At 68.8% G+C, this 24,731-nt stretch carries 24 protein-coding genes and 1 pseudogene; 13 read left to right on the plus strand and 12 right to left on the minus strand.

Features of this window, described 5'->3' with window-relative positions; all coding sequences use genetic code 11:
* Positions 1–7: 7 nt before the first annotated feature.
* Positions 8–814 (minus strand): mycolate reductase, encoded by an 807-nt coding sequence (gene cmrA / locus MHN84_RS18365; protein WP_241205941.1) that lies wholly within the window; start codon positions 812–814, stop codon positions 8–10.
* Positions 815–840: 26 nt separating this feature from the next.
* On the opposite strand from cmrA, the gene MHN84_RS18370 reads away from it, so the two are divergent.
* The gene (locus MHN84_RS18370) at positions 841–2,160 is read left to right on the plus strand and encodes an MFS transporter (RefSeq protein ID WP_241205942.1); all 1,320 of its coding nucleotides are present in this window, start codon (positions 841–843) and stop codon (positions 2,158–2,160) included.
* Here the strand turns inward: MHN84_RS18370 and MHN84_RS18375 are convergent.
* A complete protein-coding gene (locus MHN84_RS18375) occupies positions 2,157–2,948 on the minus strand; it encodes an MmpS family transport accessory protein (RefSeq protein ID WP_241205943.1) in 792 nt (263 codons plus the stop codon). The two genes, MHN84_RS18370 and MHN84_RS18375, sit on opposite strands and share 4 nt — an antisense overlap.
* A gap of 123 nt (positions 2,949–3,071) precedes the next feature.
* Here MHN84_RS18375 and MHN84_RS18380 point away from each other — a divergent pair, with 123 nt between their 5' ends.
* The 3 genes from MHN84_RS18380 (at position 3,072) to MHN84_RS18390 (ending at position 5,384) form a co-directional block, all read left to right on the plus strand.
* Positions 3,072–4,898, plus strand: a complete 1,827-nt coding sequence (locus MHN84_RS18380; RefSeq protein ID WP_241206037.1) for a S9 family peptidase — start codon at positions 3,072–3,074, stop codon at positions 4,896–4,898.
* 97 nt (positions 4,899–4,995) lie between these two features.
* The gene (locus tag MHN84_RS18385; RefSeq protein WP_011781249.1) at positions 4,996–5,199 is read left to right on the plus strand and encodes a hypothetical protein; all 204 of its coding nucleotides are present in this window, start codon (positions 4,996–4,998) and stop codon (positions 5,197–5,199) included.
* A 29-nt stretch (positions 5,200–5,228) separates the two neighbouring features.
* Positions 5,229–5,384 (plus strand): DUF6131 family protein, encoded by a 156-nt coding sequence (locus tag MHN84_RS18390; protein ID WP_241205944.1) that lies wholly within the window; start codon positions 5,229–5,231, stop codon positions 5,382–5,384.
* A 3-nt stretch (positions 5,385–5,387) separates the two neighbouring features.
* Here the strand turns inward: MHN84_RS18390 and MHN84_RS18395 are convergent, their stop codons facing one another.
* Complete coding sequence (locus MHN84_RS18395; RefSeq protein WP_241205945.1) at positions 5,388–6,008, minus strand: TetR/AcrR family transcriptional regulator; 621 nt, start codon at positions 6,006–6,008, stop codon at positions 5,388–5,390.
* A 99-nt stretch (positions 6,009–6,107) separates the two neighbouring features.
* Between MHN84_RS18395 and MHN84_RS18400 the strand changes: the two genes are divergently transcribed.
* The 8 genes from MHN84_RS18400 (at position 6,108) to MHN84_RS18435 (ending at position 15,425) form a co-directional block, all read left to right on the plus strand.
* A complete protein-coding gene (locus tag MHN84_RS18400) occupies positions 6,108–7,658 on the plus strand; it encodes a carboxyl transferase domain-containing protein (RefSeq protein WP_241205946.1) in 1,551 nt (516 codons plus the stop codon).
* Between the two features lie 2 nt (positions 7,659–7,660).
* Positions 7,661–9,643, plus strand: a complete 1,983-nt coding sequence (locus MHN84_RS18405) for a biotin carboxylase N-terminal domain-containing protein (protein WP_241205947.1) — start codon at positions 7,661–7,663, stop codon at positions 9,641–9,643.
* Positions 9,640–10,800 carry an acyl-CoA dehydrogenase family protein gene (locus tag MHN84_RS18410; RefSeq protein WP_241205948.1) on the plus strand — a complete coding sequence of 387 codons (1,161 nt, stop codon included), beginning with the start codon at positions 9,640–9,642 and terminating at the stop codon, positions 10,798–10,800. The genes MHN84_RS18405 and MHN84_RS18410 overlap by 4 nt, the downstream gene beginning before the upstream one ends.
* Positions 10,797–11,279 (plus strand): MaoC family dehydratase, encoded by a 483-nt coding sequence (locus MHN84_RS18415; RefSeq protein WP_241205949.1) that lies wholly within the window; start codon positions 10,797–10,799, stop codon positions 11,277–11,279. Before MHN84_RS18410 ends, MHN84_RS18415 begins: the two co-directional genes overlap by 4 nt.
* Positions 11,276–12,094 (plus strand): CoA ester lyase, encoded by an 819-nt coding sequence (locus MHN84_RS18420; RefSeq protein WP_241205950.1) that lies wholly within the window; start codon positions 11,276–11,278, stop codon positions 12,092–12,094. Before MHN84_RS18415 ends, MHN84_RS18420 begins: the two co-directional genes overlap by 4 nt.
* A gap of 100 nt (positions 12,095–12,194) precedes the next feature.
* Positions 12,195–13,274 carry a pyruvate dehydrogenase (acetyl-transferring) E1 component subunit alpha gene (gene pdhA / locus MHN84_RS18425; protein ID WP_241205951.1) on the plus strand — a complete coding sequence of 360 codons (1,080 nt, stop codon included), beginning with the start codon at positions 12,195–12,197 and terminating at the stop codon, positions 13,272–13,274.
* Position 13,275: 1 nt separating this feature from the next.
* Positions 13,276–14,295 (plus strand): alpha-ketoacid dehydrogenase subunit beta, encoded by a 1,020-nt coding sequence (locus MHN84_RS18430; protein WP_241205952.1) that lies wholly within the window; start codon positions 13,276–13,278, stop codon positions 14,293–14,295.
* Positions 14,292–15,425 (plus strand): dihydrolipoamide acetyltransferase family protein, encoded by a 1,134-nt coding sequence (locus tag MHN84_RS18435; protein ID WP_241205953.1) that lies wholly within the window; start codon positions 14,292–14,294, stop codon positions 15,423–15,425. The genes MHN84_RS18430 and MHN84_RS18435 overlap by 4 nt, the downstream gene beginning before the upstream one ends.
* A 3-nt stretch (positions 15,426–15,428) precedes the next feature.
* On the opposite strand, the gene MHN84_RS18440 is transcribed toward MHN84_RS18435, so the two are convergent.
* Both MHN84_RS18440 and MHN84_RS18445 read right to left on the minus strand, forming a co-directional pair.
* The gene (locus tag MHN84_RS18440; RefSeq protein ID WP_241205954.1) at positions 15,429–16,181 is read right to left on the minus strand and encodes an enoyl-CoA hydratase; all 753 of its coding nucleotides are present in this window, start codon (positions 16,179–16,181) and stop codon (positions 15,429–15,431) included.
* Between the two features lie 4 nt (positions 16,182–16,185).
* Positions 16,186–16,992 (minus strand): hypothetical protein, encoded by an 807-nt coding sequence (locus tag MHN84_RS18445; RefSeq protein WP_241205955.1) that lies wholly within the window; start codon positions 16,990–16,992, stop codon positions 16,186–16,188.
* Between the two features lie 57 nt (positions 16,993–17,049).
* Here MHN84_RS18445 and MHN84_RS18450 point away from each other — a divergent pair, with 57 nt between their 5' ends.
* Positions 17,050–18,153: an acyl-CoA dehydrogenase family protein gene (locus MHN84_RS18450; protein WP_241205956.1), complete on the plus strand. Its 1,104-nt coding sequence runs from the start codon at positions 17,050–17,052 to the stop codon at positions 18,151–18,153.
* A 7-nt stretch (positions 18,154–18,160) separates the two neighbouring features.
* On the opposite strand, the gene MHN84_RS18455 is transcribed toward MHN84_RS18450, so the two are convergent.
* The 7 genes and pseudogenes from MHN84_RS18455 to MHN84_RS18480 all read right to left on the minus strand — a co-directional run bounded on the left by MHN84_RS18455 (position 18,161) and on the right by MHN84_RS18480 (position 24,674).
* Positions 18,161–19,000 carry an IclR family transcriptional regulator gene (locus MHN84_RS18455; protein ID WP_241205957.1) on the minus strand — a complete coding sequence of 280 codons (840 nt, stop codon included), beginning with the start codon at positions 18,998–19,000 and terminating at the stop codon, positions 18,161–18,163.
* 111 nt (positions 19,001–19,111) lie between these two features.
* Complete coding sequence (locus MHN84_RS18460; protein ID WP_241205958.1) at positions 19,112–20,380, minus strand: histidine phosphatase family protein; 1,269 nt, start codon at positions 20,378–20,380, stop codon at positions 19,112–19,114.
* A gap of 92 nt (positions 20,381–20,472) precedes the next feature.
* Positions 20,473–21,225 carry an acyl-[acyl-carrier-protein] thioesterase gene (locus tag MHN84_RS18465; protein WP_241205959.1) on the minus strand — a complete coding sequence of 251 codons (753 nt, stop codon included), beginning with the start codon at positions 21,223–21,225 and terminating at the stop codon, positions 20,473–20,475.
* An 11-nt stretch (positions 21,226–21,236) separates the two neighbouring features.
* Positions 21,237–21,611, minus strand: a complete 375-nt coding sequence (locus MHN84_RS29895; RefSeq protein WP_308192963.1) for an HNH endonuclease — start codon at positions 21,609–21,611, stop codon at positions 21,237–21,239.
* A pseudogene (locus MHN84_RS18470) lies at positions 21,588–22,634 on the minus strand (DUF222 domain-containing protein); the annotation flags it as partial. The pseudogene MHN84_RS18470 and the gene MHN84_RS29895, both read right to left, overlap by 24 nt.
* A gap of 115 nt (positions 22,635–22,749) precedes the next feature.
* Positions 22,750–23,346, minus strand: coding sequence for a class I SAM-dependent methyltransferase (locus MHN84_RS18475; protein WP_241205960.1), 597 nt, complete (start codon positions 23,344–23,346; stop codon positions 22,750–22,752).
* Between the two features lie 5 nt (positions 23,347–23,351).
* Positions 23,352–24,674 carry a PE-PPE domain-containing protein gene (locus MHN84_RS18480; RefSeq protein WP_241205961.1) on the minus strand — a complete coding sequence of 441 codons (1,323 nt, stop codon included), beginning with the start codon at positions 24,672–24,674 and terminating at the stop codon, positions 23,352–23,354.
* Positions 24,675–24,731 lie beyond the last annotated feature (57 nt).

Genomic DNA, 24,731 nt, shown 5'->3' on the forward strand with positions numbered 1-24,731 from the left:
GGCGCAGTCAGTCGCCGCCGAGCTTCTTGTACACCGCGCCCACGATCGGCGCGACGATCGCGCGCGGTGCGTAGCCGCTGGCCGCCGACATCGCCTTCGACGTGATGCCGGGAACGACGCGCATCTTGTTGCGGTCCAGCCCGTCGAGCGACACCTTCGCGGTGTACTCGGTGTCGATCCACAAGAAGTCGGGGATCAGCCGCTCGACCAGCGACTGCTCGTCGGGATCGGGCAGTTCGGTGCGCACCGGCCCGGGCGCCAGCACGGTGACGTGCACGCCGGCCGATTTCACCTCACCGCGCAGCGATTCACTGAAGGTGTTGGCGAACGCCTTCGTCGCCGCGTAGGTGGCGTTGTTCGGGATGGGGGAGTTGCCCGCCGCGGAGCCGGAGATCAGGATGCCGCCGGCCCGCCGCGCCACCATGCCGGGCAGCACGGCGAGCACCAGGTCGTGCACCCCGAGCACGTTGAGCTGCACCTGTTTGCGTTCCTCTGCCGGGTCCAGCGTCACCACGGGCCCGAACGTCGCGGTCCCGGCGTTGGCGCACAGGATCGATATCTCGCGCTCTGCCAGCTCGGTGCACAACTCGGCGCGGCCGGCCGGGTCGGCCAGGTCGACCGCGCGCACCTCGACGGTGACGCCGTACTGGCTGCGGATGCGTTCGGCGAGCGCCTCGAGCACCTCGCCGCGGCGGGCGGTGATGATCAGGTGGTGGCCGCGGGCCGCGAGCTCGACGGCCAGCGCCTCGCCGATGTTCTGGGACGCGCCGGTGACGACCGCGCGCGCCTGCGCACTGGGTCCGGGGACGGGCATGGGCGCTGACTATATCGTGGGCGTCCATGAGCGAGTCGCCTCCGGTCCAGGCTCCTGTCGCCGGTCCGGTGCGATCCCGCGTCGCAGCCTGGGTGCTGTGGGATTTCGGCGCCACCCCCGTCAACGCGATCGTGGTGACATTCGTGTTCTCGGTGTATTTGACCAACGCGGTGGGCGACGATCTCCCGGGTGACGCCAGTCCGGCGAGCTGGCTGGGCCGGGCGCTGGCGATCGCCGGACTGACGGTGGCGCTCTTCGCGCCGGTCACCGGGGTATGGGTGGACGCGCCGGGGCGGCGGCGCCGGGCGCTCGCGCTGCTCACCGGGGCGATGGTGGTGCTCGTCGCGTCGATGAGTCTGATCCGCGACGACCACCGTTTCCTGCTGCCGGGCTTGGTGATGCTGGCCGCCACCGCAGCGCTGAGCGAGCTGTCCACGGTGCCCTACAACGCGATGCTGCGCGAGCTGTCCACCCCGCAGACCGCGGGCCGGGTGTCCGGAATGGGGTTGGGCGCGGGCTTCGTCGGCAGTGTGGTGGTGCTGGTCATCGTCTACGTCGGCTTCATCTCCGGCACCGGCGACACCCGCGGGCTGCTGAGCCTGCCCGCCGCCGACGGTCAGAACGTGCGTGCGGCAATGCTTTTGGTGGCGGTCTGGTTCGCGCTCTTCGCGCTGCCGCTGTTGCTGCGCGGCCCCGCGGGCACGGGTGTGTTGCCGCAGCGGGTGGGCTTCGTCGGCGCCTACCGTCAAATCTGGCAGGAGGTCCGCGCCGAGTGGCGCCGCGACCGCAACGTCATCTACTACCTGGGCGCCAGCGCGTTGTTCCGCGACGGTCTGGCCGGCGTGTTCACCTTCGGTGCCGTGTTGGGCGTCCAGGTGTACGGCATCTCGTCGGCCGATGTGCTGCTGTTCGGCATCGCGGCCTGCGTGATCGCCGCCGTCGGTTCCGTCATCGGCGGGTACGCCCATGACCGGCTGGGCGCCAAAAGGGTCATCGTCGCGTCCCTGGTGACGATGATCGCTGTCGGGATCACGTTGATGGCGCTGTCCGGCGCCGTCGCTTTCTGGATCCTCGGGCTGTCGCTGTGCCTGTTCATCGGGCCGGTGCTGGCCTCAGCGCGCACGCTGATGATGCGGATGGCCATGCACGGCAAGGAGGGCATCACGTTCGGCCTCTACGCCACCGCGGGGCGGGCGGCGACGTTCCTGGCGCCGTGGCTGTTCTCGGTGTTCATCGACGTCTTCGACAGCGACCGCGCCGGACTGGGCGGTCTGCTGGTCGTGCTCGTCATGGGTCTGGTCGCGTTCGCGTGCGTGCGCGTGCCGGGCAGGCACGTCGCCGTTTAGCGCCGACCCGCCGCGCAGACGGTCAGACCGGCGCCTTCGCGCTGCTGGACCTCCGTGCCGTTGACGGTGATCGAGCACGTCACCTCCCGGCCCACGTTGATGATGCTGACGCTGGCCGAGCGCTCCGCGGGCTGGGGCAGCGAGACCTCGCGGGTCCACGGCAACATCACGTTGAACTCGGTCTGGAGCAGGCCGCCGGTGTCGACGTAGGTGATGTTGATGACGCGCCCGGTGCCCGACACGGTGTAGACGACCGTGTCGGTCGCGCCGGGTGTGGTCGTCTGCTCCGGGGTGGTGATGGGTGCCGACGGCGCCGTGGGCAGCGGCAGGACCGAGGTGAGCGGCGGGCGTGACGTCGTCGTCGGCGTCGGCCGGCTCGACGTGACGGTCGGTTCCGGCGCGACCGGTGCGGGTGCCATCACGGTCTGCTGTCGTGAGCTGTTGACGATCACCAGGGCGATGACCAGGCCGATGATCGTGAGGACGGCCAGTCCCGCGACGACCCACAGCCACCGCGGCGGCTTGGGGTCCTCCGGCGGGGGCGGCGGCTCACCGCCGTAGGCAGCGGGACCACTGCCGTACGCGGGGCCGGGCGGATACTGGCCGGTGCCGTACGGGTCGTACCCGTAGGGCGAATACGGCGGCAGCTGCTCGGTGGGGCGGTAGCCGGCGGGCGGCGGGTAGGCCTGCCCGGCGTAGGCGGGGTCGGAGTAACCGGGATAGGTGGGGTAGCCGCCGCCGAAGGCTTGCGTCGGCTCATCGCGACGTCCGTCGGGGGAATCCGTCATACCCACCTCATGGCTGCAGGGTACCTGTGGCGGCGCCGCGGCGGCCCGAGGCGCCGTCGCCCGCGGACCGTGTGAGAATCGAGCACCGTGGCACAGCAGGTTCGCCGGGTCTACGGGGCGTCGATGTCCCCCGACGCCACCGCGTTCGCCCATCTGGTCGACGACGGGGGATACCCGCGCGCGGTGCAGCGGTTCCTCCGGGGCTGGCGGGCCAGCTCGTCGCGCGATGTGGAACTGCCCGTCGACGGGCCCGTCACCCGTGTCCTGCACTCGGCCGACGGCCACTGGCTGGCGTGCCAGGTCTCACCCGTCGGTGGCACCCGCAGCCAGATCTGGGTTGTCACAACCGATCCCGACGATCGCGCGGCGCGTCGCATCGACCACTGGCCGTCGGAGGTCGAGGGCACCGCCGAACTCATCAGCTGGGACGGCACGCGGGTCGCGGCCATCCTCACCGGTGAGGACGGCGTGGGCAGCTCGTGCCTGATCGATCCGGCCGACGGCTCGACGATCGTGCTCGATCGGCGCTCCGCGGGCCGCCTGGTCGACGCATGGTGCGGCGCGTCCCTGGTGCGCGTGGGGCCGCGTGGCTACCGCGACCTCATCATGCTGCGTGGCCTCACCGAGACCGGCCTGCTGCCGTTCGATCCCGGCTCGACCACGGACACCGGCATCATCCTCGACGATCACAGCCCGCGCCGGCTGCGGTACGGACCCGAGGGCGAACAGACCAAGCTCTACCACCCGGCGCGCGACTACGACGTCAACAGCACCGAAGGGTACGTGCGCGCGCTGATCCGCAGTGAGAACGGCACCGAGCACGCGCGGCTGCTCGAGGTGACGGTCACCGCCGACGGCGTCGCCTACCACATCGTCGCCGAGCGGCCGGGGTGTGAACTCGACGAATTCACCGTCAGCGACGACCTGTCCACCGTCGCGATGTTGTGGAACCGGCACGGCGCCAGCGAGTTACAGATCCTCGAGTACGCCGACTACACGCTCTACGACCCGATTCCGCTGCCCGGCATGGTGGCCAGTGAGCTGTCGATCAGCGCCGGCGGATCGATGCTGGCGCTGACGGTCGAGGGGCCGTCCATGCCACCGACCGTCGAGCTCGTCGACCCGCGCACCCGCGAGTGGGAGACGGTCGATCGCGAACCCAGCCGCGGTCCGGTGTCGGCCGACCCGACGCTGGAGACCGTCACCGCGCGCGACGGTCTGGCGTTCACCGGCTGGCTGTTCCGCCCGCCCGACGGGGTGGCGACCATCGGCGCGATGCTGTTCCTGCACGGCGGTCCCGAGGGACAGGGCAGGCCGGGATACAACGAGTTCTTCCCCGGTCTGCTCGAAGCGGGCATCTGTGTGTTCCTGCCGAACGTGCGTGGCTCGGGCGGCTTCGGCCGGTCGTTCATGCACGCCGACGATCGGGAGAAGCGGTTCGCCGCAATCGACGACGTCGCCGACGCGGTGCGGTTCCTGGTCGACAACTCCTACGCGCCCCGCGGGTGCGTCGCGTGCTGCGGCTGGTCCTACGGTGGATATCTCACGCAGGCGGCGTTGGCGTTCCATCCCGACGCGTTCGCCGCAGGCATCAGCATCTGCGGGATGAGCGACCTCAACAACTGGTACCGCACCACCGAGCAGTGGATCGCTGCGGCCGCCTACCCGAAATACGGGCATCCGGTCAGCGATCAGGATCTGCTCGAGCAGCTTTCACCGCTGCCCCGCGCGGAGGCGATCACGGCACCGCTGCTCCTGGTACACGGCCTCAACGACACCAACGTCCCGCCCAGCGAGTCCCAGCAGATGTACGAGACGCTCGTCGAGCAGGGCAAGCACGCTGAGCTGCTGCTGTTCGACGATGACGGACACGAGATCGACAAACGCGAAAACCGTGCAGTACTGCTGAAAGCCATGACCAGCTGGCTGACTGCCGCGTTCGCCGGCTGAGGTGCCACCGAGCCGGCTTGCGGTGTTTACCGTAATTATCTGCCGGGTAAACCCGACTGCGCGCCTCGTTGGGGTGCCATGACGGAGGAGGCAGGACATGCGAGGAATTCTCGGCGTCATTGTGCTCGTCTGGTTGTTGATCGGGGTGTTCGCCGCATACCAACGCGATTACTTCTCCGGTGGTGAGGCCAACTGTGCCACTGCCGGAAGCATTGCGCTCACGGTCGTCGCCGGACCGCTCAACTATGCGGGTGTGAATCCGAAAGTCACGGATTGCAATGTGCCCCAACCGAGTCAGTAGCGACTGACCCGTCGGAGATTGGAGGAGTCATGATCGTTCTCGGCGTGATCCTGCTGCTGCTGGGCTGGTTCTTGAACATCTCGACCATCCTGTACATCGGCGTCGTCCTGCTCGTGATCGGCGCGGTGTTCTGGGTGCTCGGCTCGATCGGCCGCCCCGTCGGCGGTCGCCGAGCCTGGTATTGACGCTCACGCGGAATGGATTTCGGCCGAGGTCAGCGCCGCCACCGTCATTGCCCGCAGGACGGTCCGCGACGAGGCCTCGGCCGCTTTCGTGCTGCCCGGTTTGATGCTGTGGGCCGTCGAGTTCAGCAGGCCGAACGTGGCATGTGCCATCACCCGGGCTGATGCTTCCGACAATCCCGACTCGCGACGCCGGAGCACCCCGGCCCAGATCTCGACGTATTCGCGTTGCGAGCGGCGCACCTGACGCTTGGCCGGCGCCGGCAGGTTGTTGAGATCGCGGTCCTGGATGCGGATGAGGTCCGGCTCGCCGAACGCGAAGTCGAGATGGAAATCGATGAGCGCCGCCAATGCCGCGTCGGGGTCTGCGGTGGAGGCGGCGACTTCGGAAGCCCCCGCCCGCAGCCGCGCGCTGATACCGACGAGCAGCTCGGTCAACAGCGATTCCTTGTTGGGGAAGTGGCGGTAGATCGCGGGTCCACTGACGCCCACGGCGGCGCCGATGTCTTCGAGTCTGACCGCCAGATACCCGTGTTCGGCGAAGAGGTGTTCTGCCGCCGCGATCAACTGGCTGCGCCGATCCGACTTGGCGCGGTTGCGCGGGGACGTGGCGTCGGTGGTGGTCATGACGCATCCTGCCGATCCGGTGATGGACACTGCTGGTTAATTGTGATTAACATACCACCGGTTAGTCATCATTAACTCGACGTGAGGCGGGGTCCTGCGATGCCGACGCGGACATCACATCGCGACGACCATGTCGAACTGGTCGCGCAGCTGCGTGCCAAGTTGGCCGCCGCGGCTCTGGGCGGTTCGCAGCGATCTCGTGATCGCCATGTCGAGCGGGGGAAGTTGCTGCCCCGGGACAGGGTGACCGGCTTGCTGGATTCCGGCAGCCCCTTTCTGGAGGTCGCCGCGCTGGCCGCCGACGGGATGTACGACGACGAGTGTCCGGGTGCGGGCATGATCGCCGGCATCGGTCGGGTATCGGGGCGCGAGTGCATGATCGTCGCCAACGACGCGACGGTCAAAGGCGGCACCTACTATCCGGTGACGGTCAAGAAGCACCTGCGCGCGCAGGAGATCGCGCTGCAGAACCGGTTGCCGTGCGTGTACCTGGTGGATTCCGGCGGGGCGTTCCTGCCCCGTCAGGACGAGGTGTTTCCGGATCGCGACCATTTCGGCCGCATCTTCTACAACCAGGCGACCATGAGCGCCAACGGGATTGCTCAGATCTCCGCGGTCATGGGGTCGTGCACCGCGGGCGGGGCGTATGTGCCCGCGATGAGCGATGAATCGGTGATCGTGCGCAACCAGGGCACCATATTCCTCGGGGGACCACCGCTGGTGAAAGCCGCGACCGGCGAGGTCGTCTCTGCGGAGGACCTCGGTGGTGGTGACCTGCACGCCAAGGTGTCCGGGGTGGTCGATCACTTGGCCCATGACGACCGCGATGCACTGCGCATCGTCCGCCGCATCGTCGGCACGCTACCTCCCAAGATCGAGATCCCGTGGCAGATGGCGCCCGCCGTGGACGCGGTGGTCGATCAGACCGAGCTCTACGACGTCGTGCCCGTCGATTCCCGGGTGCCCTACGACGTGCACGAGGTCATCACCCGGATCGTCGACGGGGGCGAATTCGACGAGTTTAAAGCGAATTACGGCACCACGCTGGTCACCGGCTTCGCCCGCATCCACGGCCACCCCGTCGGCATCGTCGCCAACAACGGCGTGCTGTTCGGTGAATCCGCGGTCAAGGGAGCGCATTTCATCGAACTGTGCGATCAGCGCGTCATCCCGCTGCTGTTCTTGCAGAACATCTCCGGCTTCATGGTCGGCCGCGACTACGAGGCCGGCGGCATCGCCAAACACGGCGCGAAGATGGTCACCGCCGTGGCCTGCGCGAGGGTGCCGAAGCTGACCGTGGTCATCGGCGGGTCCTACGGCGCCGGCAACTACTCGATGTGCGGACGCGCGTATTCGCCTCGCTTCCTGTGGATGTGGCCGAATGCCAGGATCTCGGTGATGGGCGGTGAGCAGGCCGCCGCAGTGCTCGCCACCGTCCGCGGTGACATGACCGCCGACGAAGAAGAAGCGTTCAAGGCGCCGATCCGCGCCCAGTACGAGGCGCAGGGCAATCCGTACTACTCGACCGCCCGGCTCTGGGACGACGGTGTCATCGACCCCGCCGACACCAGAACAATTGTCGGACTGGCTCTCTCCGTCGCCGCCCAGGCGCCGCTGCATCCGGTCTCCTACGGCGTCTTCAGGATGTGACGATGTTCGATACGGTGATGGTGGCCAACCGCGGTGAGATCGCGGTCCGCGTCATCCGGACGCTGCGGACGATGGGGATCCGTTCGGTCGCGGTGTTCAGCGACGCCGATGCCGGCGCCCGGCACGTCGCCGAGGCAGATGTCGCGGTCCGTCTCGGCCCGGCGCCGGCCCGCCAGAGCTATCTGTCGATCGACGCGCTGCTGTCGGCGGCGCAGCGCACCGGCGCCCAGGCGGTCCACCCGGGATACGGGTTCCTCTCGGAGAACGCGGCCTTCGCCCGCGCGCTCGATGCCGCCGGGATCACGTTCATCGGCCCGCCGACCGCGGCGATCGCCACCATGGGCGACAAGATCTCGGCGAAGGCGACGGTGTCGGCGGCCAGAGTTCCGGTGGTGCCGGGAATCTCGCGGCCCGGTCTGACCGATGAGGATCTCATCGACGCCGCCCCGCAGATCGGCTTTCCCGTCCTGGTGAAGCCGTCGGCTGGTGGCGGCGGCAAGGGCATGCGCGTGGTGCATGACGCGCACGAGCTACCGGGTGCGCTCACGAGTGCACGCCGGGAGGCGGCCTCGGCGTTCGGCGACGACACCCTGTTCCTGGAACGTTTCGTGCTCAACCCCCGTCACATCGAAGTGCAGGTGCTCGCCGACACCCACGGCGGCGTGGTGCATCTGGGTGAACGCGAGTGCAGCCTGCAGCGCCGGCACCAGAAGGTGATCGAGGAGGCGCCCTCGCCGCTGCTGGATGCGACGACGCGGGCGCGTATCGGCGCGGCCGCGTGCGACACCGCCCGCAGCGTGGACTACACCGGTGCGGGCACCGTGGAGTTCATCGTCTCCGCCGATCGGCCCGACGAGTTCTTCTTCATGGAGATGAACACCCGGTTGCAGGTGGAGCATCCGGTGACCGAGATGGTGACGGGACTGGACCTGGTCGAACTGCAGGTGCGCATCGCCGCGGGAGAGAAATTGCCCGTCGCCCAGGACGACATCTCGATGCACGGTCACGCGGTGGAAGCGCGGGTCTATGCGGAGGACCCGGCTCGCGGCTTCCTGCCCACCGGGGGCACCGTGGCGGCGTTGCGCGAACCGGAGGGGACCGGCGTGCGGGTGGACTCGGGCCTGGCCGAGGGCACCGTGGTCGGCAGTGACTACGACCCGATGCTGGCCAAGGTGATCGCCCACGCACAGGACCGGGCGGGCGCGCTGAGGTCGCTGGACGCTGCGCTCGCCGACACCGTGGTCCTGGGGGTGACCACCAACATCGACTTCCTGCGCTTCCTGCTGGCCGACGCCGACGTGACCGCAGGGCGCCTGGACACCGGGTTGCTCGACCGGCGACTCCCGGACTTCACGCCGTCGCCGGCGCGCGAGGACGATCTGATCGCCGCCGCCGCCTACCGGTGGCGCAGGGATTGGCCGGCCCAGCCGGCCAGCCCGTGGGAGGTGCCCTCGGGGTGGCGCATCGCCGGTCGCGCGCCGGTGTCGGTCCGCCTGCGCGCGGGGGAGCGCACCGAGCACGTCTACCTCACCGGCACACCCGAGGCGGCCACGGCCGCCGTCGAGGGAGGCGACACTCGTTCGCTGCGTGCCGATCTGGAGGGGCAGAGGCTCGCTGTCACGATCGACGGCGTGCGCGTCGAGTACCTGGTGGCCGACACCGGCGACGCGATGTGGCTGGCCGCCGAGGGGAGGGTCAGCGTGGTCGAGGAGGTCCGAGAAGCGCCGGTGCGACCCGACGACGAACACAGCGGGGACGCCGAACTGGCCAGCCCGATGCCCGGCGCGGTCGTGGCGATCGGCGTCGACGACGGCGCCACGGTGACTGCGGGCACCGTCGTCGTCACCGTCGAAGCGATGAAAATGGAACACACCCTCACCGCACCGGTCGACGGAGTCGCCGAACTCCTCGTCAGCGCGGGCGAACAGGTGAAAGTGGGCCAGGTACTGGCCCGGATCACGGCGACCAAGGAGCAACCGCGATGACCGACTTCCTCTCGACCGGAACACTGCCCGACGACTACGCGCAGCTGGCGAAGACCGTCCGCGACTTCGCACAGCATGTGGTCGCGCCCGTCGCCGCCAAGCACGACGCGGAGCACTCGTTCCCCTACGAGGTGGTCGCCGGCATGGCCGACATGGGCCTGTTCGGGCTGCCGTTCCCCGAGGAGTACGGCGGCATGGGGGGCGACTACTTCGCGCTGTGCCTCGCGCTCGAGGAACTCGGCAAGGTCGACCAGAGTGTGGCGATCACGTTGGAGGCCGGGGTCTCGCTCGGCGCGATGCCGGTGCACCGGTTCGGCACCGAGGAGCAGAAACAGGAGTGGCTGCCGCTGCTGGCGTCGGGAAAGGCCTTGGGCGCGTTCGGCTTGACCGAGGCGGGCGGGGGTAGCGATGCCGGCGCCACCAGGACCACCGCGCGCCTCGACGACGGACACTGGGTGATCAACGGCAGCAAGCAGTTCATCACGAACTCGGGTACCGACATCACCAGGCTCGTCACCGTCACCGCGGTCACCGGTGAGGTCGACGGCAAAAAGGAGATCAGTTCCATCCTGGTGCCCGTGCCCACGCCCGGCTTCACCGCCGAACCCGCCTACAACAAGGTGGGCTGGAACGCCTCGGACACGCACCCCTTGAGCTTCGACGACGTGCGGGTGCCGCACGAGAACCTGCTCGGCGAGCGCGGCCGCGGCTACGCCAACTTCCTGCGCATCCTCGACGAGGGGCGTATCGCCATCGCGGCGCTGTCGGTGGGCGCCGCCCAGGGCTGCGTCGACGAATGCGTGACCTACTCCAAGGAACGGCATGCCTTCGGCCGCGCGATCGGCACCAACCAAGCCATCGCGTTCAAGATCGCGCGGATGGAGGCGCGGGCGCACACCGCGCGGGCGGCGTACTACGACGCGGCCGCGCTGATGCTGTCGGGCAAGCCGTTCAAGAAGGCCGCCGCGGTCGCGAAGCTGGTGGCCAGCGAGGCGGCGATGGACAACGCCCGCGACGCCACCCAGATCTTCGGCGGCTACGGCTTCATGAACGAGTACGCCGTGGCGCGGCACTACCGCGACAGCAAGATCCTCGAGATCGGCGAGGGCACAACGGAAGTGCAGCTGATGCTGATCGGTCGGGAGCTCGGCCTGTGACCCGGGTGATCGTGCAGCGCGGTCTGTGGTTCGAGGAGTTCGAGACCGGCGTGCTGTACCAGCATCGCCCGGGCCGCACGATTACCGAGGCCGACAACGTCCTGTTCACCACGCTGACCATGAACACGCAGGCGCTGCACCTCGACGCCGCGTTCTCCGACGCGCTGCCGCCCTTCCATCAGCGGCTGGTCAACTCGATGTTCACGCTGTCGACGCTGGTCGGTCTGTCGGTGGCGCAACTGACGCAGGGCACGATCGTCGGCAACCTCGGCTTCGCCGACGTCGCCTTCCCCAAGCCGCTGTTCCACGGGGACACCCTGTACGCAGAGACCGAGGTCACCGACAAGCGGGAGTCCAAGAGCCGTCCCGGTGAGGGGATCGTGACGTTCGCCCACACCGGCCGCAACCAACACGGCGACGTCGTCGCCACGGCGTCGCGGAAGACCATGGTGCGCAAGCGTCCTGACGGGGAGACATGATGCTCGACGCGCGCGGCCCGGGCTGGCTGTTCTGCCCGGCCGATCGGCCGGAACGCTTCGGAAAAGCCGCGGCTGCAGCTGATGTCGTGATCCTCGATCTCGAAGACGGGGTGGCCGCCAAGGACCGAGAGGCCGCCCGCGCCGCGTTGATCGCGACACCCCTGGACCCGGCGCGCACCGTCGTGCGGGTCAATCCGGCCGGAACGCCGGATCATGCAGGGGATCTCGAGGCGCTCGCGTCGACCGACTACAGCACCGTCATGCTGGCCAAGACCGAAACCGCCGATCAGGTGGCCTCATTGGCGCCCCGCGACGTCGTCGTGCTCGTCGAGACGCCACTGGGTGCGCTGGCCGTGGTCGAGCTCGCCCGCGTCGACAACACCTGTGCCGTGATGTGGGGTGCCGAGGACCTGTTCGCGGCGACCGGCGGAACCGCCAACCGCTGGCCCGACGGCACCTATCGCGACGTCGCCCGCCATGTCCGGTCACAGAGTCTCCTCGCCGCCAAGGCCCATGGCCGTCTCGCGCTGGACTCGGTCTACCTCGACATCAGAGACCTCGACGGGCTGCGCGAGGAGAGCGATGACGCGGTCGCAGTCGGGTTCGACGCCAAGGTCGCCATCCATCCGACGCAGGTCGCAGTCATCCGGGCGGCCTACTCGCCGACGGAGGAGCAGATCGACTGGGCGCGCCGCGTGCTCGACACGGCCCGAACACAACGGGGCGTCTTCGCTTTCGGTGGCATCATGGTGGATGCCCCAGTACTTCGGCGGGCGGAGCGCATCGTCGCGTTGGCGCCCCACCCCGGCAGCTGACGGACAGACCTCCCACCAGAGGTCAGCACCGACCGCCCCTGTGCTGAGCACCTCAGTCGACTGACGGCGCGATCCGCCGGCAGTGACCCTAGGAGGCGGTATGGCCGGTGTTGTCGACCCGATTGTGCTCGTCGCGCCCGACGGCGCACCCACGTCGGACACCCGATACCGAAGACAGCTGCCTCCCGAGACCCTGGCCTGGCTCTATGAGTCGATGGTCGTCACCCGGGAGCTCGACACCGAGTTCGTGAACCTGCAGCGCCAAGGCGAGCTGGCGCTCTACGCGTCGTGCCGCGGGCAGGAAGCCGCGCAGGTGGGCGCGACGGCCTGCCTGCGCAAGACCGACTGGCTGTTCCCGCAGTACCGCGAACTCGGCGCGTTCCTGGTTCGGGGGATCTCGCCACCGCAGATCGGCGCGCTGTGGCGTGGCCGGTGGCACGGCGGCGTCGGGTTCACCGACAAGTGCTGCGCCCCGATCTCGATTCCGATCGGCACGCAGGGCCTGCACGCCGTCGGTGCCGCGATGGCGGCGCAACGGCTCGGAGAGGACAGCGTGACCGTCGCGTTCCTCGGCGACGGCGCCACCAGCGAGGGCGATGTGCACGAAGCGCTCAACCTCGCGGCGGTGTACCGGGCGCCGTGTGTGTTCTTCGTGCAGAACAACCAGTGGGCGATCTCGGTGCCGGTGCAACGGCAGATGGCCGCGGCGTCGATCGCCTCGCGCGCCGACGGCTACGGCATGCCCGGGGTGCGCGTGGACGGCAACGACGTCCTCGCGTGCTTCGCGGTGATGAGTGAGGCCGCCGTACGTGCCCGTGCCGGTGACGGACCGACGTTGATCGAGGCGGTGACCTACCGGATGGGGCCGCACACCACCTCCGACGATCCGACCCGCTACCGCGACGACGACGAGGTGGATCGCTGGCGCGCACGGGATCCCATCGCCCGGTATCGCACCTATCTCGAGCGCGAGGACGTGTGGTCCCAGCGGCTGGAAGACCGTGTCGCGCACCGGGTGCAGCGGATGCGCAGCGAGCTGCGCGAGGCAGTGCTGAGCGAACCGGACGCCGACATCCGAGAGGTGTTCGACACCGTCTACCACCGGATCACACCCGACCTGGTCCGCCAGCGCGACGCGCTGAGCGCAGAACTGGCCGCCGACGCACTCGAGGAGGTCTGACATGACCCAGTTGATCGAGCGGCCCTTCGGGTTCGACGACGACGTACCGGAGGTGGAGGCGTTGTCGATGGCCCAGGCCATCAACCGCGCGCTCTCGGATGCGATGCTCGCCGACGATCGGGTGCTGGTCTTCGGGGAGGACGTCGCGACGCTGGGCGGTGTCTTCCGCGTCACCGACGGGTTGGCCCAGAAGTTCGGTGACGGCCGGTGCTTCGACACCCCACTCGCCGAGTCCGCGATCGTCGGCATTGCGATCGGCATGGCGATCCGCGGATTCGTCCCGGTTCCGGAGATCCAGTTCGACGGTTTCGCCGCGCCCGCGTTCGACCAGATCGTCAGCCACCTCGCGAAGTACCGGATGCGTACCCATGGCGACATCGACATGCCGGTGACCATCCGCATCCCGTCGTTCGGCGGAATCGGTGCGGTGGAGCATCATTCGGAATCCACCGAGACCTACTGGCTGCACACAGCGGGGTTGAAAGTCGTGGTCCCCGCCACGCCATCGGACGCGTACTGGTTGCTGAGGTACTCCATCGCCGAACGCGATCCGGTGATCTTCCTCGAACCCAAACGCCGGTACTGGGCCCGCGAACCCGTCGACACCCGCAACCCGGCCGAACCCCTGGGGCGCGCGGTGATCCGGCGGCCAGGCGAGGACGTCACCGTCATCACCTACGGACCGCTGGTCGCGACCGCACTCAACGCGGCCGACACCTGTTCCGCGGGCGTCGAAGTCGTGGATCTACGGACGCTGAACCCGCTCGACATGGACACCGTCGCGGCGTCGGTGCGCAGGACCGGTCGCGCGGTGGTCATGCACGAGGGTTCGCGCACACTGGGTTTCGGTGCCGAGTTGGCGGCCCGGATCTCCGAGGAGTGCTTTTACGAATTGGAGGCGCCCGTGCTGCGCGCCACCGGCTTCGACACACCGTATCCACCGGCCCGGCTGGAACGACTGTGGCTGCCCGGCGTCGACCGGCTGTTGGACTGTATCGACGACGCGATGAGCCGGCCATGAGCGCGTCGCGCGACTTCCTCGTACCCGACCTGGGTGAGGGGCTGGAGGACGCCACCATCACCCGTTGGGTCGTCGCCGTCGGCGACGAGGTGACGCTGAACCAGACGCTGTGCACCGTCGAGACCAACAAGGCCGAGGTGGAGATCCCCAGCCCATACGCCGGGCGCGTCGTCGAACTCGGCGGTGCCGAGGGGCAGACGTTGCCGGTCGGCTCCCTGCTCGTCCGCATCGAGACGACCGGGAGCGAGCCGCAGCGCACGCCCGTGCTGGTGGGCTATGGCACCGATGCCGCGCTCGACGGCAGCCGTCGGCGCGTCCGCGCCAAGCCGCCGGTGCGCAAGCTGGCCGCCGACCTCGACGTGGACCTGGGCCGCATCGACGGCTCTGGACCGGAGGGCATCGTCACGAGAGCCGATGTGCTCGCGGCTGCCGAACCGACGGCTGACGCGCCGGTGACCGGCGTGCGGTTGGCGATGGCGCGCCGAATGGCTCTGTCGCGCAGCGAGATCCCGGATGCGAACGCGTCGGTCGACGTCGACGGCACCGAGCTGCTGCGGTTACGCGACCACTGCAGATCCGTCGGCGCGACGTCGGTGACACCGTTCGTGTTGGTGCTTCGACTCACGGTGGCGGCGCTGCTCAGACATCCGGAGCTCAACGCCACCTGGCTGGACACTGTCGACGGGCCACGCATCCACACCCATTCGGCGATCCACCTCGGCGTCGCGGTGGCAGCGCCGCGCGGGCTGCTGGTCCCGGTGGTGCCGGATGCCCAGAACCGGACCGCCCGCCAGCTCGGCGACGAGGTCGCGGGTCTCGTCGCCGCCGCGCGGGACGGCACACTCACGCCGTCGCAGATGCAGGGGTCGACGTTCACGGTGTCGAACTTCGGGGCGCTGGGGCTCGACGACGGGGTGCCGGTGATCAACCATCCCGAAGCTGCGATCCTCGGCGTGGGATCGCTGCGGCCGCGCGCCGTGGTGGTCGACGGGGAGGTGGTGGCGCGCTCGACGATGCGCCTGACATGTGCATTCGATCATCGCGTCGCCGACGGCGCGCAGGTGGGCGCGTTCCTGTCCGAGCTGCGGTCGTCGATCGAGGCGCCGGCGACCGCACTGCTGGATCTCTGACGGCTATCGGCGTTGTGCGGCGGCCAGACGCTCGGCGAATTCCGGGGACTCGATCGAGCGTGCCTGGGGGCCGATCTCGACGTCGACGGCCATGTGGTGTTGGTGCATGTCGGTGATGCCGGGGTTGGCCGTTGCCCGCATCGACGCCTTGGTCGCGAGGACGACGTCGCGCGGTGCAGAGGCCGGACCGGCTGCCAGGGCGCGTGCGGCGGCGACGGGGTCGTCGGCGATGTCGAGTGCCAGCCCGTGCCGGACGGCCGACTCGGCGTCGAAGCGCAGTCCGAACAGCAGCGCGGCCCGGGCGGCCTGCGGTCCGATCGCGCGTTGCAGCATGAACGTCGCTCCACCGCCGGGATGGATGCCCAACTTCTGGAAGCGGGGGTCGAACAGTGCCGCCGGGCCGGCGATGCGCACATCGGCGGCCAGGGCGAGGTTCAGGCCGGCGCCGACGGCGGGTCCGTTGACCGCGGCGATGGTCGGCAGGCTGCATTCCGCGACGGCGAGGAAGCCGTCGTAGATGACCCGCAGCCCGTCTTCGGTGGCCTTACCGAGCGCGGTCAGGTCCGCTCCGGCGCAGAACGCCTTGCCTGCGCCGGTCACGATCAGCGCGTGCACGTCGGGGTCAGCCTCGGCGGCCTCCACGGCGGTGCGCAACGCCGCCGAACTCTCGGCCGTGACCGCGTTGCGGCGGTCGGGATCGTTGACGGTGATGAGGGCGACGCGGTCGGTGACCTCGGTCAGTACCAGATCGGACATCGGGTCAGCGTAGCGAGGCGCTCAGATCGTCGAACAGGCGAACGGCCACCCGGGCACCCACGTCCACCTCGCACCATCTCTGCGTCACCGGATCATCGGCGTCGAGTGCGTGCCTGCTGTGTTCGAGCAGTCGGTCGGCGGCCGCCCGCGCACGGGCGACGACTTGGCGGCACACCCACACCGTGTCCTCGAGACTCGCCTCAGCGGTGGCGGATTCGAGCAGTTGCAGCTCGGCGGCGTCGATGTCCGACGCGGCGCGTGCGACCTGGGCCGCGTCGGAGTCCGCCGTCGTGCCGCCGTGGTACGCCGCGAGGTGGCTGCGGAGTTGCCCCACGTGTCGGCGCCAGAGTCCCTGGGTGGAACCGAGCACCGCGGCGGCCGCGCCGGTGGCGGTGAGGAGCGACGCTGTGGCGCCGTCGCCGAGCAGGACGTGGCCGGGGTCGACGACGACGTCGAATGCGGCCACCTCGGCCAGTCCCGCGCCGCGGGGTTCGATGCCGACAGCCACACAGTCGCGGGGGACCAGGACGCGGCACAGGGCGGTGTGGCGGGCCGGCAACACGAACCAGTCGGCGTAGCGGGCTCCGCCGACCGCGGTCCACCGCCCGGTGAGCCGGCCGTCGGAGAGTTCGCCGCAGCCGCAATGGGCCCGTGCGATCAAGGTGGTGTCGGGCCATGCGCCGCCGGCGGCCGAGGCCTCGAGGGAACCGATGTCAAACATCGCGTCGAGCCACGCGCGGGTGCCGTCGGCTATCGCGAGTTCATGGATACGCGAGACGAATTCGCGAACCCGTGTGTCCGGACCCGTCATACCGGCCTTTCTCGACGGCGGTCAGTGGTAAGCATGATCGTGGCACGCCGATCGTCGATGTCGAGTCCGTCCGCTCGAACCGTCCTCGAATCGGTGCGATCTCTACTCCCCGCGATCGCAGCGTCGGCCGCCGAGGTGGACCGACGCGGTGAGGTGGATCCGGACGTGATCGCCGCGCTCCACGATGCAGGCTACTTCGCGCTTCTGCAGTCTCGGCGACCCGACGGAATCGACGCCGACCTCGGGACGTATCTCACGGCGACGCGCGAACTTTCGATGGCGTGCACGTCGACCGGGTGGCTGGCCGGTTGGTTGGGGGTGAACAGCTGGGGCCTGTCGGTACGCGACCCGCGTGTGCTCGGGGAAATCTGGGGACCTGACCCGCGTGCGTTGCTCTGCTCCTCCTATGCCCCGACGGGGCGGCTGCATCGCCGGGAGGGCGGGTTCTGGCTCTCGGGTCGATGGTCGAGATGTACCGGTGCGCGGCACTCGTCCTGGTTGAGCGCTGCGGCGCTGCGGGTCGGAGCCGATGGTGCCGCTCAGGATTTCATGGCCGTGTTGGTGCCGAGTTCCGACTTCGTCGTCGAACCGACGTGGAACGGCTTGGGTCTGAGGGGAATAGGTGCTGACGACGTCGTGGTGGCAGGAGCCTTCGTGCCCGACCACCGTGCGTTCAGCTGGCTGCACCTCGACGGCGAGGCGTCGGTGACGGCGCTGGATCGGCTCCCTCAGCCGACGGTGTTCACACTGGCGGGAACGATGCCCCTGCTGGGTGCGGCTCAGAGCGCGCTGCAAAGCGTGGGAGGTAGCGCGGGGCGTGCGGCGCTGAGTTCGATCGCGTTGTCGGACAAGGACATCGAGTTGTCATTGCGCCAGATCCAGCGCAACGTTCGCGATCTCGTCCGGTGTGTCGATGACGGTGGGCATCCCGATTCCGCTCTGGTGTTGCGCAACCGGCGTGACCAGGTGATGGCGTGCGAGCGAGCGGTGCGTGCCGTGCGCGCTGTCGTCGCGGACGCAGACGACGGCGAGGGGTTGATCGAACGTCTGTGGCGCGACGTGCAGACGGCGCGTAAGCACGTGTCGAGCAACGTCGAGCAGGTGCTCACGGTCGCCGGCCGGTTCGCCGTGGGGCTGAGCATCGACGATCTGATCTGGTGAGCGGGCGTCAGACCCAGTCGTCGGAGGACAGCGTGCGCAGCACGCGAGACAGCATGTCGTCGGTGACGGCGGCGAGGTCTGCCTGGGCGCCCGTCGGTGCCGCTGCGTCGCCCAACCGGTCGGCGATCCCGCGCGCGGCGCGGGTCAGGAACGGCGCGACTCTTTTCAGGCGCTCGGCAGGAGCGGGACCGGTCAGGGACAGGCCGGCGATCTCACCGGCCGGTGTGCGAATCGCCGCAGCGACGCTGGCCAGCCCCACCACCAGTTCCTGGTCGTCGTAGGCCAGGCCGTGCCTGGCGCGAACGCGTGCGAGCTCATGGTGAAGGGTCGGCAAGTCGGCGATCGTGGCGGGGGTGATCTTGCGGAGCGTGCGGTCGAGCAGCGCATCGATGTCCTCCGCGGACGTCTGGGCCAGCGCGGCTTTGCCCAGCGCGCTCGCATGCGCAGGCGTGCGCCCACCGACGCCGAACGGAACCACGATCCCGCTGCTGCCCGCGATCTTGTCCAGGCAGTGGACATCGGCGCCGACGAGCACGCCGAGGTGCACGACCAGCATGGTGTCGCTCTGCAAGCGTTCGAGCACTGGCGCGGCCACGCGGCGCAGCGCCTGATGATCGCCGGAGGCGGGTACCGCCGCGGCGGCGAGGCGGTAACCGTCGGCCCGGTGCTCCACCAGGCCGGTCGCGTGCAGCTGGGTCAGAATGCGGTGCGTCGACGAGCGGGGGAGTCCGGTTCGGGACGCGATGTGATCCAGGCGCAGCAGGGTGCCCGCGTGGTCGAACGCGTTGAGGATCAACGACACCCGGGCCACCATCGACGAAGATCCCTCGACGTCTGCGTGCCGCACCTGAGTCACCGTAGCGGCGGACGCCCGGTGGCGGCGCCGAATGGCCACGCGGATCAGCCCCTCTGCCTGTGGGGCAGGGGGGCTGACCGGTAGCCGGTTCCTCAAGGGGCGTCAGGCCGCGGCGTCGTGGTTGTCCGCAACCCTCTTGCTGCCGTCGCCAGCGGCACTGCTTGCGACGGGGCTGCGGCGCTTGCCGAGCGGCTTTCTGGTCTTGGCCGGGGAGTCGTCGCTCTGCTGCACGGCCTCGGACTTTCTGGTGCGATCGCGCTTCCATGTCCGCGTGGTGGATTCGCTGGCCTCGGTCGCCTGAGTCGCCTCGGCCACCTCGGTCTTGGTGGCTTTGGTGGCTCTAATGGCCCGTGCGGTCGCGTCATCGGTGGTCTCACCGGTGGGCAACATCGCCGGCGCCGGATCATTCTTGGTGCCGAAGCTGTCGATGATCTTGGCCCGAATGGCGCGGTGGTACTTGGAGACCGAGAACGCCGCGTCGGTGATGCTGTGATTGAGCGCGGCCGCAATGGTGGCCAGGTCGCGGGACTCGAATGACGCGACGAACTCCTGCGCGCTGGAGGCGAGTTGGCGGTTCAACGTCCGTCTCTGTCGGTGCACCTCGGCGACGAAAGTGGGCTCCGGCGCGAACAGCTTTCCGTTCCAGTTGACCAGGGTCCATCCGTCCTCGCCGTTGCCCTCGACGATCACGTACTGGGCGTTGCCCAGCGGGGCGGTCCTGAGCAGATCGATCTTCTGCGCAGCCGTGAGGTTCTGGGCGTTCATCATCGTCCAGAACATGATGGCGCCGCCGTGGGAGAAGATCGCGGCGTTGCGATCGCCGTTGTCGTAGATCGCCTCGAGCGCCTGGTCGACGCGAGCGTCGAACTCGTTGCCATCGATGGACCCCGGGATCCGCAGGTCGCGATTGCCCTGGACGGCCCACGCGAGCGGGTAGAGGCCGTAGCCGCTCGATGCCTGGCTCTCCGGCGTGCCTTCGAATACGCCTGCCTCGATCTCCTGCAGGCCGGGCAGAACCTGAATGGGCAGCCGGAGATCCTGGGACATGGGTGCGGCGGTGAGTTGGGTCCGCACCATCGTCGAGGCGTAGATGCCGTCGTAGTTGTTGTCGGAGAGCAGCGCGGCCACGGCCTCGGCCTGTAGTTGCCCCTTCGCGGTGAGCACCGGCCCGGGCGTCGAGGTGTCGATGTTGCCCGACGCATTGCCGGCCGACTCACCGTGGCGGATGAATGTCACTCTCATCAGCTCGGCCGCCGACGCCGGCACCGCGGCGCCGATCAGCAAGCCGATGACGGCCACAGCGACGCCGAGAACGCGCCACAGCGCTCCTCGCTGCCCGTGGGGCGCGTCCGGATCAGACGCCTGTTTCATGAAGGGTTCCTCCCGCCGTTGGTCAAGGTCGGGTCCACGGTGAACGGCGGGTGAACGGGGGACAAGGTTCAGTCCCACTCACCGAGACCGGGTCAGAGGCTGCGCAACAGCGCCGCGGCCCTCACATCGGCGCCGACGCTCAACGCGATGTGGACGTCGTCACCGTCGCGGGTCCAGCCCAGGGTGACCTCTTCGCCGTACTTGATCGGTTTTCGATACTCCACCACCGCCCGGTAGGGCGCGGTGCACACCTCGGGCGCCAGGGCCATCACTTCGTGGATCGCGTGCCAGTAGGCGGTGTTGGTGACGTGCTCGAAGAGGTCGATGTCGGTGCGGCGCAACGCGAACGGCTCGGTGTGTTCGAGCGTGTCCGGGTTCTTCAGCCACGGCCGCCACTTGAGGCGATGCTCGGTCGTGGTGGTGCCGAACCGTTCGAGCAGGGTGTCGGTGGCGCGCTGCGGCGTCAGCGTCTTGGCGTTCATCGCGATCCAGAAACCTTCGGTCTCGATGCGGCCGCCGTCACTGCCGACGAGGTCCACTCGCATCGTGCACCAGCGCAGTGACAGTGCCGAGCACCATCGGCTGAATGTCACCTCGTTGGGGAACTCGATCGGTTCGATGACGTCGATGACGGTGCGCTGAACCAGCCAGTGCGGGTGCTCTTCCGCTTCTCCGGCATCGACGAGGTTTTCCGCACCCACCTCTTGGATGTAGCGGGCCACCCCGTCGAGGCGCAGGGTGAGGTCGTCGCCGACATCTCCCGTCGCGACCCGCCACGAGGTGGTGTACACATAGCCCGACTCGGGGCGCGGGCTCAATCGACGGTCAGCGTCTTCGGTGCTCATCGCCGGTCAGCCTACGGTCCGTGGTCGTCTTGGGGCAGGAGGTGGCGTTCGGGGTGGTGGTAGCCGTTGGTGCGGCGTTGGCCGGTGTCTAGGTCGGGTGGGGGGAGCCATTCGGTCTGGCCGCGGTCGTTGATGCGGGTGGTCCAGCCGGTCTGCTCGACCATCCGATTGTCCGTCCCACAGGCGAGGGTGAGGTTGGTGATGTCGGTGGCTCCGCCGCGCTTCCAGTCCTCGATGTGGTGGACCTGGGTCCAGTAGCCGGGCACCGTGCAGCCGGGTCGGGTGCAGCCGCGCGCGGAGGAGTGCAGCACGATTCGTTGTGCCGGGGAGGCGAGTCGTTTGGTGCGGCCGAGGTAGAGCGGCTGGTTGGTGTGCTGGTCGAACACCGCCAGATAGTGGTGCGCGTGGGCGGACATCCGGATCAGGTCGGCCATCGGCAACAAGCTGCCGCCGCCGGTGAGCGCTGCCCCCGCGGCCTTCTCCAGTTCCTGCAGTGTTGTGGAGACGATCACCGTCACCGGTAACCCATTGTGAGAACCGAGATCTCCGGAACTCAGCGCCATCCGCCCCACGGCCAGCCACGCGTCATGGTTGCGTTGTGCCACACTCCGGATGTCCGAGCGCGCTTGTTCGGGCGCGGGTTCTGCGTCGACGCAGGGTGTCTCGTCGTCGGGGTTGCACATGCCGGGGGCGGCGAGTTTGGCTTAAATGGCCTCGTAGGTGGCGCGTGCTTCGGGGGTGATCCAGCCGGTGAGCCGGCTCATGCCGTCGGCCTGCTGCTCGCCGAGGGTGATGCCGCGCTTGCGGGCGCGGTCGGCGTCGGTGGGTTCGGGGCCGTCTTGGTCGATCATCGCCGCCAACCGATCGGCCGATTTCTTCAGATCCTCCGGCGTGAGCCCCGCTCCCAGCGAGGCCAACTGGCGGTCGGCGGCGGCGCGGGTGTCGACGTCGACCCACCCGGGCAGGTCCTTGTGGAACGTCGCGATCACCGAGACGTGTTCGGCGTCCAACGCCCCGGCGGCTTGCGCGGCCGCTGTTGCCTCCCAGGCCGGTGGCAGCGGTTCGCCGGTCAGGGCTTGCCGCGGCCCCAACGCGGCCGCGTCAGCCAGGCGGCGTTTCGCGTCGCGTTCGGAGACCCGCAGCGCGGTGGTGAGCACCTTCTTCCATGACGCTTCCCCGAGCCGCCGCGGCTCCGTCTCAGTGATCAGCCGGGCCAGGATCTGATGCTCCAGCGCTGGGACAGACCGGATCACTGACGTGACCTCCGCCATCGCAGCCACCAGCTCGCGGTGGGACAGGGTGTCGCAGGCCTGCGACAGGATCGCGAGCTGAGCCCGCAATCCCGTCGCAGGCCTGCGACAGGATCGCGAGCTGAGCCCGCAATCCCGCCACCGCATCCGCGACAACATCCATATATCGAACACTAGTTCGACCCACCGACAAGAAGAGCCTCCGATGTGACGACATATGCAGCTGGGGCAGTTGAGGCCAAAGAAATTGCAGTGAACCACTGACAGAAACGGATCAGCCGTCGCGGGGCTTCGTCCACCGCATCAGGTAGCGGTAGTACAGCGCGCGGCGGATCTTCACACCCGGCAGCACCTCGGACGCGGAGCGGCGGATCTCGGCCAGATTCTCACGCGGATCGGCGACCGCGACCCCGATGTCACGCGTCTCGCGGTGCCACCACGAGCCCAGGCGTACCGCCGGCAAGCACAACGCGGACCACATCCAATCGGCGACGGTCGTGTTCGCGCTCAGTCCGACCACTGCGAGGTCACCGCCGGGCCGCAGCATCTGCTTCGCGGCCGCCAGTGTCGGTCGCAAGTCCAGATGATGCAGGCTGGCGACAAAGGTGATGAGGTCGAATCGCGCACCTGTCGTGGCGAATTCATCGAATGTGCTCTCGACGACGGATACTCCCGCGACGTCCACCAGTCTCGCGCGTGCTCGCCGAATCGCGCCAGGGTCAGGATCGACGCCGACGACGGAGCGGGCCACCGGCGCGAGCCGCGACACGAGTAGCCCGTCGCCGCAACCGACGTCGAGGACGTCACGGCCGTCGGCGAGGCTGAGTACCCGCCGATGGTAAGCGGTGTTGTGGTTCCAGTACGGGCCCACCCGCCTCAGTCCGCGGTATCGGCGTCGTCTCCGCCTGCTGCACCGTGTGAGTCGGCCGGGGTCTTCGAGACCTCTCTCTGTTCAGCGGCTTTCGATTGCGAAGCTTCCTCACGCGCAGCGGCCCGCGCGTGGATTCGCTCGAGCCGACGGTCGCGGCGAGTCTCTGCGCGGGTGGCGGCGCGCTCGGCCTTGTCGGCCTTGTCGGCCTTGTCGGTCGACTCGACCTCAGGAGCTTCGGTGTCCTTGTCCGACAGTGCTTTCAGGCCGTCACGAACCGCGCTCGGCACCTTTGCGACCGTCTCGGCGATCTCGCCGACCGTCGGCGCGAGACGCGCGGGCCGATACCGACTCGGGTCGGACGGAATCGGGTTGTTGTCGTAGTACGCCGAGTCGACGATCACTTTGAGCAGGGGCTCGCTGACGTCGGCGATCGCGTCGCCGAAGGGAACGACGTCGCGGATCAACCGCGCCAGCGGCAATTCCTCGGTGGTGTAGGTGACGTAGGTGGTGTTGCCGCGTGTCGTCACGTAGGCGACCACGCGGTCACCGTCGGGAGCGTCGCATCGCGCGTCGCTACAGGGCATTGCGTCCGCGCTGCCGGCGAGCACCGCGCAGGTGTTGGCGCCGCCGCAGGAGACGGTCGGGCGTCCCTCCTCGTCAACGGGCAGGTCGATCTCGTCCTGCTCGCGATAGCCGTACAGATAGGCGACCAAAGAGTTCACGTGGGCGACGAGGTTCAGCAGGTCCGCGGGCGCATTCGAGTTGTAGTTGTACTGGTAGGCGATGTCGACCACCGCGGCAGCGGCGGTGTCCACCGGCGAGGGAAACGGGTTGACCCCGATGAGCGAGAACCACGGGTAACGCGTGCCAAAGCCGCCATCGGGCCGCGACACGTTGTTGTCGAGGACGAACACTGTCGAGGGCAGCGCCGGATCCTGGTGGCGATCGAGACGCGACAGCGCCACGCTGGCGTTCGCGGCGCCCCACCCTGACGCGAGAACCGCGTTGGCCTCACCCGAGTGCGCCTGAAGCGCCGCGTCGATCGCCGCCGGGCCGCCGCCGAAGGGCACGCCGACCAGATCGGGGCCCGGCTGGCCGCCGGGGTTGTAGGGCGCCTGGTTGAACAGCCCACCGAAGAAGTTCTCGTTGCCGCTGCCATCCGGGTGCGTCGAGCTGCCCACGACGATGAGTGCGGTCAGGTCTACGGGCAGCGCCGAGAGCGCTGTCGGTTGCACGGCCGCGACACCGCCCACGGTTGCTGCGACCCCCACCGCGGCTGCACTGACGATGCCGGCTTTGCCTCGACCGCTCTTACGATGTTTCGCCATGTTCCCGCATCCTCCCCCGACGCTTTCGGGGTCACCGTATCTCACCGGCAGTCCGAG

The sequence above is a fragment of the Mycobacterium sp. PSTR-4-N genome, assembly GCF_022348085.1.
GTDB lineage: Bacteria > Actinomycetota > Actinomycetes > Mycobacteriales > Mycobacteriaceae > Mycobacterium.